This is a genomic window from Bacillus sp. NP157 (assembly GCA_018889975.1).
GTDB lineage: Bacteria > Pseudomonadota > Gammaproteobacteria > Xanthomonadales > Rhodanobacteraceae > Luteibacter.
The window spans coordinates 1,573,564-1,586,644 of sequence record CP076546.1; the positions used below are offsets into that span (position 1 = coordinate 1,573,564).

16 protein-coding genes are annotated in these 13,081 nt (G+C 66.3%); 3 read left to right on the forward strand and 13 right to left on the reverse strand.

Annotated elements, in window-relative coordinates:
- Position 1: 1 nt before the first annotated feature.
- From KPL74_07005 to KPL74_07020, 4 genes are all read right to left on the reverse strand, one after another.
- Entirely contained in the window at positions 2-1,270 is a 1,269-nt protein-coding gene (locus KPL74_07005) for a dicarboxylate/amino acid:cation symporter (protein ID QWT21748.1), read from the reverse strand.
- Positions 1,271-1,314: 44 nt separating this feature from the next.
- Positions 1,315-2,400 carry an aminopeptidase gene (locus KPL74_07010; GenBank protein ID QWT21749.1) on the reverse strand — a complete coding sequence of 362 codons (1,086 nt, stop codon included), beginning with the start codon at positions 2,398-2,400 and terminating at the stop codon, positions 1,315-1,317.
- 136 nt (positions 2,401-2,536) lie between these two features.
- Complete coding sequence (locus tag KPL74_07015) at positions 2,537-3,070, reverse strand: cytochrome b (GenBank protein ID QWT21750.1); 534 nt, start codon at positions 3,068-3,070, stop codon at positions 2,537-2,539.
- The gene (locus KPL74_07020; GenBank protein ID QWT21751.1) at positions 3,067-4,146 is read right to left on the reverse strand and encodes a catalase family peroxidase; all 1,080 of its coding nucleotides are present in this window, start codon (positions 4,144-4,146) and stop codon (positions 3,067-3,069) included. Before KPL74_07020 ends, KPL74_07015 begins: the two co-directional genes overlap by 4 nt.
- 137 nt (positions 4,147-4,283) lie before the next feature.
- Between KPL74_07020 and KPL74_07025 the strand changes: the two genes are divergently transcribed.
- Both KPL74_07025 and KPL74_07030 read left to right on the forward strand, forming a co-directional pair.
- The gene (locus KPL74_07025) at positions 4,284-4,799 is read left to right on the forward strand and encodes a sigma-70 family RNA polymerase sigma factor (protein ID QWT21752.1); all 516 of its coding nucleotides are present in this window, start codon (positions 4,284-4,286) and stop codon (positions 4,797-4,799) included.
- Positions 4,796-5,545 (forward strand): hypothetical protein, encoded by a 750-nt coding sequence (locus tag KPL74_07030; GenBank protein QWT21753.1) that lies wholly within the window; start codon positions 4,796-4,798, stop codon positions 5,543-5,545. The genes KPL74_07025 and KPL74_07030 overlap by 4 nt, the downstream gene beginning before the upstream one ends.
- On the opposite strand, the gene lolD is transcribed toward KPL74_07030, so the two are convergent.
- The 9 genes from lolD to KPL74_07075 all read right to left on the reverse strand — a co-directional run bounded on the left by lolD (position 5,542) and on the right by KPL74_07075 (position 11,937).
- The gene (lolD, locus tag KPL74_07035) at positions 5,542-6,231 is read right to left on the reverse strand and encodes a lipoprotein-releasing ABC transporter ATP-binding protein LolD (GenBank protein QWT21754.1); all 690 of its coding nucleotides are present in this window, start codon (positions 6,229-6,231) and stop codon (positions 5,542-5,544) included. The two genes, KPL74_07030 and lolD, sit on opposite strands and share 4 nt — an antisense overlap.
- A complete protein-coding gene (locus KPL74_07040) occupies positions 6,224-7,465 on the reverse strand; it encodes a lipoprotein-releasing ABC transporter permease subunit (protein ID QWT21755.1) in 1,242 nt (413 codons plus the stop codon). Before KPL74_07040 ends, lolD begins: the two co-directional genes overlap by 8 nt.
- Before the next feature lie 151 nt (positions 7,466-7,616).
- A complete protein-coding gene (locus KPL74_07045; GenBank protein QWT21756.1) occupies positions 7,617-8,024 on the reverse strand; it encodes a hypothetical protein in 408 nt (135 codons plus the stop codon).
- On the reverse strand, positions 7,996-8,244 hold the full coding sequence (locus KPL74_07050) for a succinate dehydrogenase assembly factor 2 (protein QWT21757.1): 249 nt from the start codon (positions 8,242-8,244) through the stop codon (positions 7,996-7,998). Before KPL74_07050 ends, KPL74_07045 begins: the two co-directional genes overlap by 29 nt.
- 92 nt (positions 8,245-8,336) lie before the next feature.
- On the reverse strand, positions 8,337-9,122 hold the full coding sequence (locus KPL74_07055) for a succinate dehydrogenase iron-sulfur subunit (protein QWT21758.1): 786 nt from the start codon (positions 9,120-9,122) through the stop codon (positions 8,337-8,339).
- Positions 9,123-9,143: 21 nt separating this feature from the next.
- The gene (locus tag KPL74_07060; protein QWT21759.1) at positions 9,144-10,931 is read right to left on the reverse strand and encodes a succinate dehydrogenase flavoprotein subunit; all 1,788 of its coding nucleotides are present in this window, start codon (positions 10,929-10,931) and stop codon (positions 9,144-9,146) included.
- A 3-nt stretch (positions 10,932-10,934) separates the two neighbouring features.
- On the reverse strand, positions 10,935-11,321 hold the full coding sequence (gene sdhD / locus KPL74_07065; protein QWT21760.1) for a succinate dehydrogenase, hydrophobic membrane anchor protein: 387 nt from the start codon (positions 11,319-11,321) through the stop codon (positions 10,935-10,937).
- Entirely contained in the window at positions 11,318-11,710 is a 393-nt protein-coding gene (gene sdhC / locus KPL74_07070) for a succinate dehydrogenase, cytochrome b556 subunit (protein QWT21761.1), read from the reverse strand. Before sdhC ends, sdhD begins: the two co-directional genes overlap by 4 nt.
- A gap of 59 nt (positions 11,711-11,769) precedes the next feature.
- Complete coding sequence (locus KPL74_07075) at positions 11,770-11,937, reverse strand: DUF1674 domain-containing protein (GenBank protein QWT21762.1); 168 nt, start codon at positions 11,935-11,937, stop codon at positions 11,770-11,772.
- Positions 11,938-12,063: 126 nt separating this feature from the next.
- Between KPL74_07075 and KPL74_07080 the strand changes: the two genes are divergently transcribed.
- Positions 12,064-12,849, forward strand: a complete 786-nt coding sequence (locus tag KPL74_07080; GenBank protein QWT21763.1) for a hypothetical protein — start codon at positions 12,064-12,066, stop codon at positions 12,847-12,849.
- Positions 12,850-13,081: the final 232 nt, after the last annotated feature.

Consider the following 13,081-nt stretch of genomic DNA (forward strand, 5'->3'; position numbering starts at 1 on the left):
CTCAGGCAGCTTGCCGGTCGACGACAAGCTCGCTCGACGCACGATTGTAGGTTTCCAGGTCGAGGATGCCGCGCTCGCGTGCGACCAGCACCGGCACGACCATTTGCCCGGTCACGTTGGTCATCGTGCGCATCATGTCCAGCACGCGGTCGATCGCGACCAGATAACCGATGCCTTCCAGCGGCAGGCCGGCGGAACTCAGCACCAGGGTGACCATCACCGTGGCCGTTCCCGGGACGCCGGCGGTGCCGAACGAACCCAGCACAGACGCAAGCAGGATGATGATGTACTGCGCCGGCTGCAGGTCGAGGTGGAAGTACTGCGCGATGAATACGGCCGAGATCGCCGGGTAGATCGCACCGCAACCGTCCATCTTGATGCTGGCCCCCAGCGGTACGGCGAATGCGGCGTATTCTTCCTTCACACCCATGTTGCGCACGACGCTGCGCAGGGCGATCGGCATCGCCGCGAAGCTCGACGACGAGGTGAACGCGACTTGCATCGCCGGGAACGCGGCGCGGAAGAACTTCAGCGGGCTGAGGCCGTGGGCAAGCAGCAGGCCGCCGTAGACGACGATGATCTGCAGCGCGCAGGCGAGGTAGAGCGCACCGACGAAGGTCGCCAGTGGCAGGAGCTTTTCAAAGCCGTAGGCGCCGACCAGCGCGGCGATGAGCCCGAACGTGCCCAGCGGCGTGACCTCGAGCGCGAAACGCGTGACCTGGATCATCGCGTCGTTCGCTTCGCCGGCCAGCGCACGCAGGCGCGCCGACTTCTCGCCGACCTTGACGAAGGCGAGGCCCAGCAGGCCGGCGAAGAAGATCACCTGCAGGATCTTGCCTTCGGTGAGCGCACGGAACGGGTTGGCGGGGACGATGTCCAACAGCACCTTCACCGGCTCGGGGAGTGTTTTCGGCTGCCAGCCCACGGGTGCCGAAAGGCCTTCGACACCGAGCCCGGGCTGCGTGACCAGGGCCACGCCGAGGCCAACCAGAACCGCCAGCGTGGCCGTCGCGGCAAACCAGAGGAAGGTGCGCGAGCCGAGCGCGGCGACGTCCTTCACCCCGTGCAGGCTGGACACGCTGTGCAGCACGGCGAAGAACACCAGCGGCACCGCGATCATCTTGATCAGGGTGACGTACAGCTCGCCGAGCGGCCCAAACCAGGTCGCGGCCGATGGCCCGAACAGCCAGCCGGCAAAGGCGCCCAGCACGAAGCCGGCGGCCACCCGCTTCCAGAAGCGGATACGGAACCAGGCGGATACAAGCGGCATGGGAGGGGTCCATCACAAGGCAATGCTGGACCTTACACCCCGGATTAGCCGTCTGGACTGCCGGATCGAAACGCTGTGTTTCGCATGGTGAACGCTGCCGGGGTTGAAAGCAGGGCTTTCAGGCGTTCGGTCCGGGTTTCCGGCGGCATGGCGGCGAGTTTCTGTACCGCCGCGTAGAAAGCAGGCCAGTTTCTTCCGGATTGCTCGAACAGCGTCGCAAACGCGCCCTTCCACTGGTCGTAGAGGCCGAAGGGGAGCAGCTGGGCGTTGTTCAACGGCTGCGCCATCCACCGGTCGTAGCGGCGGTCGCCGCCGGCTTCGTTGGCTCGCCAGGCGAGGTAGCGCCCACGGAACACGGTGAATGCCTCCGCCTTGGCGACGCGCTTGGCCTCGTCGTCCATCGGCAGCGCGTACATGGCCTTCAGTTCGTTGCGCAGGGCCAGCACTTCACGGGTGAACGAGGCCGCCAGTTGATCGCCACGAGGATCCGGCGGGGGCATGCCCTTCGCCGCGCGCCATTCGCGCACGCCCTCCTCTTCGACGAAGCTGGCATACGACTCGTTGAAGGACGAATCGTTCTTCACATAGATCTTCTGGTGGGCGAGTTCATGGAACACCGTGCCGGCCAGGTCGTCGTCGCCCCAGCCCAGCATGCTGCTGAGCACCGGGTCGGCGAACCAACCCAGGGTCGAATACGCAGGCACGTCACCGATGCTGACGTCATGGCCAAGCGCCTGCTGGCGGGCCGCCTCGCGGTCGGCGAGGTCGCGCCTGAAGTAGCCGCGGTAGGACACGCAGCCGGCGAACGGAAAGCAGTGCACGACGGGATCGACGGACAGTTCGGGCGTGGCGAAGACATTCCACGCCACCCACGGTCGATCCAGCTGCACGTAATAGGTGTAGCTGCGGTTCGCTGGCAGGTCGAGCGCGCGGCTCGCGAAGGCGCGGGCATCGCGTGCGATTGCGAGGCGCTGGCGCACCTTGTCCGGCGTCTTCGGATCGGCGATCACCGTGTCGATCGGCTTGCGCGCGGACAACAGCGCCACCTGCCCATGGGTGACATGGGCGTAATAGCCAAGCGAGCGGCAACCGGTCAGCAGTGCGAGCATGGCGATGAGGGCAAGGCGCATCGGCCCATTCTGCCGTGGGACGCGCCTGCGCGCGATGGGCAAACGGATGGGCAGACACTGTAGGAGCGCGCCTGCGCGCGATGGGGGCATGCCGCGGACCCCAAATCGCGCGCAGGCGCGCTCCTACATGGCCTCGTCAGTTTCCGGTGGTCATCGACTTGAGCACGCCGTCGCGGCGGATCAGGCCGTGCATCAGCGCCGCGCCCATGTGGGCGAGGAAGGTGAGGAAGAACAGCCATGCCAGGTAGCGATGTGCCTCGCGCAACCATGCGAACAACGCAGGGTCCTGCGGCAGGATCGGCGGCAGCACGAAACCGCCGCCCATCACGACCGGATACTTGCCTGCCGAGAGCATCGCCCAGCCGATCAGCGGCATGGCGATCATCAACGCATACAGCAGCCAGTGCGAGGCGGTCGCCGCAAGCTTCTGCCACAGCGGCAGGTCGAACGGCAGCGGCGGCGGCTTGTGCACCAGGCGGAAGCCCAGGCGTATCAGCGCAAGTACGAAGATGACCATGCCCAGCGGACGATGGATGGCCAGCAAGGTCGCGTGCGTTTCGGACAACGTGCTGACCATGCCTGCGCCGATGAACAGCATCGACAGGATCAGGATCGCCATCAGCCAGTGGAGCACGCGGGCCACGGGGTGGAACGTATCGACGCGGCTCATCGCTGGTCCTCCTTCGGCCGTTCGGTTCCGGGCAGGTGCCCTTCCTCGCTGGTGCGGCGCAGGTACGATTCCGCATACGCGGCCGAGCGGGCCACGATGATCGGATCGCCCGAGATCTCCATGCCGTGCGGCAGGATGGTCGGGTCATAGTTCACGTCGCGGCACGGGCCATTCGCTTGTGGCTGCGTGCTGTCGATCACCAGCGTGCCGGCATCGACCACCTTGCGGTCCTCCGGCCAGGCCTTGGTCGGATCGTCCACCGGGTCGCCGTCATTGGCGAAGACGAACTGCAGGTGCCAGCGTGCGGGGCCCTGGGCCAGGCGCTTCTGCAGGTCCGCCGCCAGGTAGTCGGTGTCGCCGGCGGCCGGGCTGCCATCGCCCGTGGCCGGCGTTTCCGGCACCACCTGCCAGCGCACGGCGTGGCGCTGGCCCGCCGGGTCGCGCAGGTAGAACGCATTGAGGCTCTTGTAAGTCTCGTCCACGTAGCTGGCCGGCGGCTTGGCCTGCTGGATCCAGCCGAGGAAGGCATGCGTTTCCGGATGCGCGCCGAAGAAGGCCTTGGCCTTGTCGGGGTTCGGCTTGCCGGTGGACGGGTCCGGTGCGGTCGCGACGTTGAGGTCGTAGAAGTCCTTCGGCGTGGCGACCGGAAACACCGGCATGGCGTTCATCCCGGTGCGCCACTGCTCGCCATCGGCCATGTCGAAGCGCAGCGCGAAGCTGCGGATCGGCACCGAGCTATCCGCGGCGTACGGGTTGCCGCCCGGCAGGGCGAGCCGGCCGACGATGGGCGTGCGGCCCGGTGCAAACAGCTTGGCGGTGGAGAACGGCGCGAGCTGGCCGTTGGATTCGAACCAGCCGCCGACGCAGACGCCCTTGGCGTGGTTGCGGCGGAAGCCGGGGTGGTCACCACCCGCGGCCTGGAGGATGTTGACCACTTTCTTCGGGCTGAGCCGGTCGGGGGCCAGCCAGCCGCCGACGTAGCCGAAGGCTACCGCCGCGCCGACCACGGCCAGGCCGATCACGCCCCAGCGCCAGGCCAGGCCTGACGGGGGTCGCGGGTTCCTGGGGTCCTGCATGGAGCTTCTCCTGTTCCCCCGCGGCGCGGGGTGTCGAAAGGTGGGACGCACGTCAGGGCTTTTTATTCCCTTTGCACGGAATAATTCGTCACGGCGGTCGTCTCTCGTACGACCCACTGTCTGCCGAGAGGCCTGGCATGCCCGATCCGCATATCGACGACGCCCTGCGCACGATGCTGCCGCGATTGCGGCGCTTCGCGCTGTGGCTCGCCCGCGATGCCCATGCGGCGGATGACCTGGTGCAGTCCACGATGGAGCGGGCGCTGTCGAAATGGCTGACGCGCCGCGATGACGAGAGTCTGCGTGCATGGCTGTTTTCGATCTTGTACCGCCTGTTCCTGGACCAGAAGCGGCGGACCAGCCGCTATGCACGTTTGCTGGGCATGCTGGCGCGTGACGACGAACCGACCTGGCCCTCGGCCGAGCGCGTGGCCGAGGCCCAGTCCACCCTCGCCGCGTTCGCCAGCCTGCCCATCGAGCAGCGCAGCCTGCTGTTGTGGGTCACGGTCGAAGGCCTCAGCTACCAGGAGGTCGCCGGCATCCTCGACGTGCCGATCGGGACGGTCATGTCCCGCCTGTCCCGTGCCCGCCGCGCGCTGCGCGCGCTGGGCGACGGAAGCATTGAATCCCCTGCCCTGCGCCTGCTGAAATGACCACGACCCCGCCCAGCGAACACGATATCCACGCCTACGTCGACGGCCACCTCGACGGCAAGCAGCGTGGCCACGTCGAGCGTTACCTGGCCCGCGACGCCGAGCGCGCCGCCGAGGTGCAGGCGTGGCGCCAGGACGCCCAGCAGCTGCGCGCCCTGCTCGCCGGCGACCTCGCGGATACCCCGGCGCTGGATCCCGTGCTGGTCCGCGGACGCCTGTTGCAGCGGCGGGCGCGTCGCCTGGCGCTGGCGGCCGGCTTCATCCTCTGCCTGGGGGTGGGCGGCCTCTCCGGATGGATGGCACGCGGCATGGGCACGGGCGGCGTGGCGCCGATGGCCGACGCCATGCAGGCCTATCGCCTGCTCGCGGTCGACCACGGCCTGGGCCTGGATATCACCTCGCCCAGCGAGAACGACCTGCGCGCATGGCTGGCGGGTCGGGTCGGCGCCGACGTGAAGCTGCCCGACCTCGCCGACGCAGGCTTCCGCCCGATGGGCGGCCGCCTGTTCGCCACCGACCAGGGGCCGGCGGCGATGGTCCTCTACGACGATGGTGCAGGGCATACCGTGAGCTTCTACGTGCGGCCGCCCGGCGTCGCGCGGCACCTGTTGCCGCGCGGCGAGCGTGAAGACGGCGGCCTGCTGGCCAGCTACTGGTCGTCGGGAGCGCATAACTACGCCATCGTCGCCCTGGCGGACGCCGCCGGGCGGATAGCGGCCCAGCGGATGGTAGGCCGGTCGATCTAACGTTCGTGCAGTTCGCCGTTGTGTAGTTCGAGCGTACGGTCCATCCGCTTTGCCAGGCGCGAATCGTGGGTCACCAGCACGAAGCTGGTGCCGATTTCGCGGTTGAGCTCGATCATCAGCTCGTAGACCTGGGCGGCGTTGGCTTCGTCGAGGTTACCGGTCGGCTCGTCGCCCAGCACGCAGGCCGGCCGCGTGACCAAGGCGCGCGCCACGGCGCAGCGCTGGCGTTCGCCACCGGACATTTCCGCCGGACGGTGGCGCAGGCGCGAACCCAGGCCCACGCGTTCGAGCAGGTCCGTCGCTTCCTTCTGCGCCTGCGCGATGGCCACGCCGCGGATCAGCAGCGGCATGCACACGTTTTCCAGCGCGGTGAATTCGGGCAGCAGGTGATGGAACTGGTAGATGAATCCCAGCGAGCGATTGCGCTCGCGGCCACGCTCGGCATCGGACAGCTCGGACAGCACCCGGCCGTTGACCTCGACCTTGCCCGCGGTGAGCGTGTCGAGCCCACCGATGATGTGCAGCAACGTGGACTTGCCGGAGCCCGATGCGCCGACGATGGACAGCGTCTGCCCCCGGCGCAGTTCGAAATTGACGTTGGAAAGCACGCCCGTGCGCAGGTCGCCTTCTTCGTAGACCTTGGCTACGCCGGTGGCGCGCAGGACGATGTCGTTCGGGTTATTCATAGCGAAGCGCCTGGGCGGGCTGCGTGCGCGACGCGCGCCACGCCGGGTACAAGGTGGCCAGCAGGGAGAAGGCGAAGGTCACCAGCACCACCCAGCCCACGTCGGACCAGAGCAGCTGGCTCGGCACTTCACTGATGTAATAGACGTCCGGGGCCAGGAAGGTGTGCCCGGTGACGTGCTCGATGAACTTCACGATTGCCGGCAGGTTGTACGACAGCAACGAGCCGAGCGTGACGCCGAGGCCGATACCGACGACGCCGACCAGCAGGCCCTGGACCATGAACATGGCCATGATGCTGCGCGGCGTGGAGCCCAGCGTACGCAGGATGGCGATGTCGGCCTGCTTGTCGGTCACCAGCATCATCAGCATGGAAATCAGGTTGATCACGGCCACCAGGATGATCAGCGACAGGATCACGAACATCACCGTCTTTTCCATGTCGATCGCATGGAAGAAGTTGGCGTGGGTGTCCATCCAGGTCTGCACGCGATAGGTCTGGCCGAGCTTGTTGACCAGCTCCTGCGCGACCGGGAACGCTTCGCGCATGTCGTCGAGCTTCAGGCGGATGCCGGTGGGACCCTGCTGGTCGTTCAGGCGTTCCGCATCCGGCATGCTGATCAGGGCGAGGTTGGAGTCGTACTCCTGCATGCCCAGCTCGAAGATGCCGCTGACGGTGAAGTTGCGCAGCTTGGGCACCGCGCCCACCGGCGTGGCCGTGAACTGCGGGACCACCACCGTGACCTTGTCGCCCGTGGTCACGCCGAGGTCCATCGCCAGCTCGCGGCCGAGGATGATCTTCCAGCCGCGGTCGGTCAGGTCGGTCATCTTGCCTTCGACCATGTGCGTGTCGAGGTCGGAGACCTTCGGCTCGAGGGCCGGGACCACGCCGCGGATGATCGCGCCGCTGGAATGGCGCGCCTGCAGGAAGGCCTGGATCTCGACGTACGGGGCGGCGCCCTGGACGTGTTTGGTGTCTTTCGCGACGTCGACGGCACGCTGCCAGTCACGCACGGTCTCGTCGATGCCGGACACGGTGACGTGCGATACGGCGCCGAGGATGCGTGAGCGCAGTTCGCTGTCGAAGCCGTTCATCACCGACATCACCGTGATCAGCGCGGTGACGCTGATGGCGATGCAGACGATCGACACCGTCGAAATGAACGAAATGAACTGATTGCGCCGCTTCGCCCGCGTATAGCGCAGGCCGATGAAGAGCTCGAGGGGTCTGAACATACCTGTCGGAAAACACCTTGGGAAAGAGGGCCGGCACGAACGGCAGGCACCGCGCGGCAGAGTGCCCGATGCGGCAGCCCGCGGCAAGGCCGGGCGGCGCCAGGCCAGTGGCAGCCATGGCCCGGGCGTCAGCTGGGCGTCAGGCTGGGCGTCAGGCAGGCCCCAGCCGTACACGGAGGACGCGCAGGGTTTCGGCCTGCATGTTGTCGGGACCCAGGGCCAGGCTCGTGACCCTGCCCTGCCAGAAAAGCCGGAGAACCACCCACTCACCGACCACCCGGGCGTCGCGAGGTTCCGCCACGACGGTCGTGCCACGGCGATCGATGGCCAGCCAGGCCCCCTCGGACGTCCACTGGACCGCTGCCAGCGGCGAGCGGCGGAAGACCCGGATACGCCACAGGCCCACCGCCACGGCCGCGAGCGACACCAGCAGGCGGCCAGCCCACGGCAGGCTCGTCGGCCAGGGCGAGAGCGCACCGGCGGCGACCACGAGATACAGGAGGCGCAGCAGCGCCGGCGAGGGCCTGACCTTAAAGACGATGCCTTGAACGGATGTCATCGATGATGCCCTGCCAGTCGTCGCGCGGGGCACGGGCATGACCCATCACCCAATCCCAGAGATCGGGATCCTGCACGTCCAGCAAGGAATCGAATGCCATCCTGGTGGCTTCATCGGCGTCGGCGAAACGCTCGTCGAGCCAGCCGCCGAACAGGCGATCGAGCTCGCGCGTACCCCGGCGGGTACGCCAGCGGAGGCGCTTGATGCGGGCTTCGTCCATAACAGCTACCGGAAAACCTCGATGTAGGAGCGCGCCTGCGCGCGATGGGGGCCGCTTTTCGCGCGCAGGCGCGCTCCTACACAGTTTTTTGTTTACGCCGAGCGGCGCTGCACGATCAGCTTCTTGATCTCCGCGATCGCCTTGGCCGGGTTGAGACCCTTCGGGCAGGTGCGCGCGCAGTTCATGATGGTGTGGCAGCGGTAGAGCTTGAACGGATCTTCCAGGTCGTCCAGGCGGTTGCCGGTGTCTTCGTCGCGGCTGTCCACGATCCAGCGGTAGGCCTGGAGCAGGATGGCCGGGCCGAGGTAGCGGTCGCCATTCCACCAGTAGCTGGGGCACGACGTGGAGCAGCAGGCGCAGAGGATGCACTCATAGAGACCGTCGAGCTTCTTGCGGTCTTCCGGCGACTGCAGGCGCTCCTTGTCGGCCGGCGCCGGGCTCTGCGTACGCATCCACGGCTTGATCGACGCGAACTGGGCGTAGAAGTGGGTCAGGTCGGGCACCAAGTCCTTCACCACCGGCATGTGCGGCAGCGGGTAGATGTTGACCGTGCCACTGCCGCATTCCTCGATCGCGCGGGTGCAGGCCAGCGTGTTGGTGCCATCGATGTTCATCGCGCACGAACCGCAGATGCCTTCGCGGCACGAACGGCGCAGCGAGAGCGTCGAGTCGATCTCGTTCTTGATCTTCAGCAACGCGTCGAGAACCATCGGGCCGCACGTGTCGAGGTCAACCTCGTACGTATCGGTGCGCGGGTTCTGGCCGTCGTCCGGCGTCCAGCGGTACACCTTGAAGGTGCGCACGTTCTTCGCGCCCTTCGCCGGGAAATGCTTGCCGGCCTGGATTTTTGAATTCTTGGGTAGCGTGAACTCTGCCACGATTGCCTCTCCGGTCCGGTATCAGTAAACGCGCTTTTTCGGCGGCACGACGTCGACATCGTCCGTCAGGGTGTACATGTGCACCGGACGGAAATCGAACGTCGAACGGCCTTCCTCGTCGATCCACACCAGCGTGTGCTTCTGCCAGTCGTGGTCGTCGCGGTCCGGGAAATCTTCGCGGGCGTGGGCGCCTCGGCTTTCCGGACGCTGTTCGGCCGAATGCATGGTCGCCACGGCCTGCGCAAGCAAGTTGGACAGCTCGAGGGTTTCGATGAGGTCGGAGTTCCAGACCAGCGAACGGTCGGTGACCTTCACGTCCTTGAACTTCGAGTACACGTCGGAAATCTTCTGCGAGCCCTCGACCAGCGTCTCGCCGGTGCGGAACACCGCGGCGTCGTTCTGCATGGTCTTCTGCATCTCGGCGCGGATCGCGGCCGTCGGCGTACCGCCATTGGCGTAGCGGATCGCGTCGAAGCGGCCCAGCACCTTGTCCAGCGCGTTGGCCGGCAGGTCGGGATGCGCCGTGCCCGGCTTGATCACTTCGGCGCAACGGTTGGCCACCGCGCGGCCGAACACGACCAGGTCGAGCAGCGAGTTCGAACCCAGGCGGTTGGCGCCATGCACCGACACGCAAGCCGCTTCGCCAATGGCGAACAGGCCCGGGACGATCGAATCCGGATCGTCGTCGCGCTTGGTCACGACTTCGCCGTGGTAGTTGGTCGGGATGCCGCCCATGTTGTAGTGGACGGTGGGCAGCACCGGGATCGGTTCCTTGGTGACGTCGACGCCGGCGAAGATGCGCGCGGATTCGGCGATGCCCGGCAGGCGCTCGCCGATGACCTCGGGGCCGAGGTGCATCAGGTTGAGGTGGATGTGGTCCTTGTTCGGGCCCACGCCACGACCCTCGCGGATCTCGATCGTCATGGCGCGGCTGACCACGTCACGCGAGGCAAGGTCCTTCGCGTTCGGCGCGTAGCGCTCCATGAAGCGCTCGCCCTCGGAGTTGGTGAGGTAGCCACCTTCGCCGCGGACGCCTTCGGTGATCAGGCAGCCGGCACCGTAGATGCCGGTCGGGTGGAACTGCACGAACTCCATGTCCTGCAGCGGCAGGCCGGCGCGCAGCACCATGCCGCCACCGTCGCCCGTGCAGGTATGCGCCGAGGTGGCGCTGAAGTAGGCACGGCCGTAGCCGCCGGTCGCCATCACCACCGCGTGGCCGCGGAACAGGTGCAGCGTGCCTTCGTTCATGTCCAGGGCGAGCACGCCGCGGCAGACGCCATCCTTGTCGAAGATGAGGTCGATGGCGAAGTATTCGATGAAGAACGTCGCGTCGTGGGCCAGCGCCTGCTGGTAAAGCGTGTGCAGGATGGCGTGGCCGGTACGGTCGGCCGCGGCGCAGGTACGCTGCGCGGTGCCCTTGCCATAGTGCGTGGTCATGCCACCGAACGGACGCTGGTAGATCTTGCCTTCTTCCGTGCGCGAGAACGGCACGCCGTAGTGCTCGAGCTCGACGATGGCCGGGATGGCCTCGCGGCACATGTACTCGATGGCGTCCTGGTCACCGAGCCAATCGGAGCCCTTGATCGTGTCGTAGAAGTGGAAGCGCCAGTCGTCTTCACCCATGTTGCCCAGCGCGGCGGAGATACCGCCCTGCGCGGCCACGGTGTGCGAACGGGTTGGGAACACCTTGGTGATGCACGCGGCCTTGAGGCCCTTCTCGGCGAGGCCGAAGGTGGCGCGCAGGCCTGCGCCACCGGCGCCGACCACGATCACGTCGTATTTGTGCTGTTGGATCTTATAGGCTTCCATCGATCAGCTTCCGAGCGCCACGCGCAGCACGGCCAGCACGCCCGTAAGCGTGGCGAGTACGGCGATGAACTTGATGAGGACCAGCGAGGCCACTTCGAGCCAGCGGGTGTGGACGTAGTCTTCGATGACGACCTGCAGGCCGAGCACGGCGTGGCGGAACATCACGACGATGAAGGCGATGGCCAGCACGGCGTTCCAGGGCCTGGCCAGGGTGGCGCGGGCGGTCGCGTAGTCGGCGTGCAGCAGGCCGAGCAGCGTGCACAGGAACCACAGGGTCAGGAACACCAGGGCGAGCGCGGTCACGCGCTGGACCATCCAGTGACTGACGCCTTCCTTCGCCGAGCCGAGGCCGCGGGCCCGGGCCAGCGGGTTGCGCAGGTCCTTGCTCATGCGTGGCCTCCGGTCAGGACGTAGGCCCAGGTGGCGACGGTCAGCACGATGGCGACCACGATCGAGACCCAGCTGGAGCGGACGAACGAGGCGATCGCGTAACCCTTGCCGGTGTCCTGGACCAGGTGGCGGATGCCGTTGGCCAGGTGGTAGAAGAAGGCAAGCGTCCAGCCGATCAGGACGGCGAGGCCGAGCGGGCTGCCAGCGCAGGCGGCGAACGATGCATACGCATCGGGGCCGGCGGCGAGGGACGCGAGGCCCCAGACAATGAGCAGGCTACCGACGGCAAGGATGATGCCGGTGGCGCGATGCAGGATGGAAGACACCATCTGCACTTGCCATTTGTAGACCTGGATGTGGGGTGAGAGCGGTCGTCCCGTTTGTGCCATGGCGGCTATCCTGGATTGGAATCGCTAATGCCCAACCTGCCCCTCCGTCGCCTTCCAGTTCAGAAGTCGATGCAGCGTCCGTTCTTTTCCCAGTCGCCGTAACGCGTTGGGTCCAATGGCGCTTTCTCGACACCTGCCTCGCCGTTCGTGGGGACGACCGGCGGGACGGACGGTTTCGCCGGAGCGGAATCGTTCGTGTCTTCGGGCTCGGAGGGATGGTCGGACATGGTTATAAAACTCTAAAAGCGTAATACCTGTGCCTTCACAGCACAACCTTGACGATTGCGCCGAGGCTTGGTTTGGCCTTGGCCTGACCGTATATCTTACTCCCCTCGCCCTTTTGTCGCGCACCCATGCCGAGCCGTACCACTCGCCCCATTACCCTCGCCGGCCCGGATGCCGCCGCCTTTGCCAATGCCCAGTTCAGCAGCGACGTCCTGTCCCTGGCCACGGGCCAGTGGCAATGGAGCGGCTGGCTGGACCCGAAAGGCCGGGTCCGCGCACTGCTCCAGGTCGCCCGCCTCGACGACGAGCGCTTCGTGGTGGTGCCACGTGGTTCGGACGGCGAAGTGCTTGCCAACGACCTGAAGCGTTTTGTGTTCCGTTCGAAGGTGAAGATCACGCTGGGCGATGCATTGCATGTATCGCACGGCGATGCATTCGACGACATGCACGCACGCGAGGACGATGACGGCACGCTTGTATTCGGTGAAGGCGATGCGTCATTGCATGTCGGTGCACGCGACGACGGCGATGCGTGGATCGCGCGCCATGTCGAGAAAGGTTTTGCATGGTTGCCGCACGAAGCACTCGACGCATTGCTTCCCCCTGCGTTGTCGATGGAGCGCATGCAAGCCGTCTCATTCAACAAGGGATGCTTCCCCGGCCAGGAAATCGCTGCGCGCCTGCATTTCCTCGGTGGGCACAAGAAGCACTTGCGCATCGTGCGACCTGATGTCGCATTGCAGGCAGGACAAGCGATACGCATGAACGGACGCGAGGCGGGCATCGTATTGATGCACAACGAATCCGCGACGCAGCCTATGTCGCTTGTCGTATTGGATGACAGCGCCGTTCAGGCGGATGCTCTTGAAACCGGCGATGTGCGCCTGCACATCGTGTCGACATTCGACGCGTGATCTTTCGCGCATTCGAAAAAACATGTCTCGTTACACCGTGAGCCCAAGCTGAACCGTGCCGCGTTTGCACTTGCGAAAAACGTGACGCGCCACTAGGCTCCGCCGATCCCATTACGTGGCCTTGGTGTATCGCCTTGGTTACACCCGCGACGATCCGTCGACGATGACGGTTCTGGCGCGACCCGGCGAAAGCCGGAGGATTGAACGGCGCGCTCGACGTATCGCGCGCCCT

Coding starts and splice junctions, on each gene's coding strand:
- KPL74_07040 (QWT21755.1), bottom strand. CDS start 7,465: ATGTTCAGACCCCTCGAGCTCTTCATCGGCCTGCGCTATACGCGGGCG.
- KPL74_07020 (QWT21751.1), bottom strand. CDS start 4,146: ATGCAGGACCCCAGGAACCCGCGACCCCCGTCAGGCCTGGCCTGGCGC.
- sdhD (QWT21760.1), bottom strand. CDS start 11,321: ATGAGCAAGGACCTGCGCAACCCGCTGGCCCGGGCCCGCGGCCTCGGC.
- lolD (QWT21754.1), bottom strand. CDS start 6,231: ATGAATAACCCGAACGACATCGTCCTGCGCGCCACCGGCGTAGCCAAG.
- KPL74_07060 (QWT21759.1), bottom strand. CDS start 10,931: ATGGAAGCCTATAAGATCCAACAGCACAAATACGACGTGATCGTGGTC.
- KPL74_07030 (QWT21753.1), top strand. CDS start 4,796: ATGACCACGACCCCGCCCAGCGAACACGATATCCACGCCTACGTCGAC.
- KPL74_07025 (QWT21752.1), top strand. CDS start 4,284: ATGCCCGATCCGCATATCGACGACGCCCTGCGCACGATGCTGCCGCGA.
- KPL74_07045 (QWT21756.1), bottom strand. CDS start 8,024: ATGACATCCGTTCAAGGCATCGTCTTTAAGGTCAGGCCCTCGCCGGCG.
- KPL74_07080 (QWT21763.1), top strand. CDS start 12,064: ATGCCGAGCCGTACCACTCGCCCCATTACCCTCGCCGGCCCGGATGCC.
- KPL74_07050 (QWT21757.1), bottom strand. CDS start 8,244: ATGGACGAAGCCCGCATCAAGCGCCTCCGCTGGCGTACCCGCCGGGGT.
- KPL74_07075 (QWT21762.1), bottom strand. CDS start 11,937: ATGTCCGACCATCCCTCCGAGCCCGAAGACACGAACGATTCCGCTCCG.
- KPL74_07010 (QWT21749.1), bottom strand. CDS start 2,400: ATGCGCCTTGCCCTCATCGCCATGCTCGCACTGCTGACCGGTTGCCGC.
- sdhC (QWT21761.1), bottom strand. CDS start 11,710: ATGGCACAAACGGGACGACCGCTCTCACCCCACATCCAGGTCTACAAA.
- KPL74_07015 (QWT21750.1), bottom strand. CDS start 3,070: ATGAGCCGCGTCGATACGTTCCACCCCGTGGCCCGCGTGCTCCACTGG.
- KPL74_07005 (QWT21748.1), bottom strand. CDS start 1,270: ATGCCGCTTGTATCCGCCTGGTTCCGTATCCGCTTCTGGAAGCGGGTG.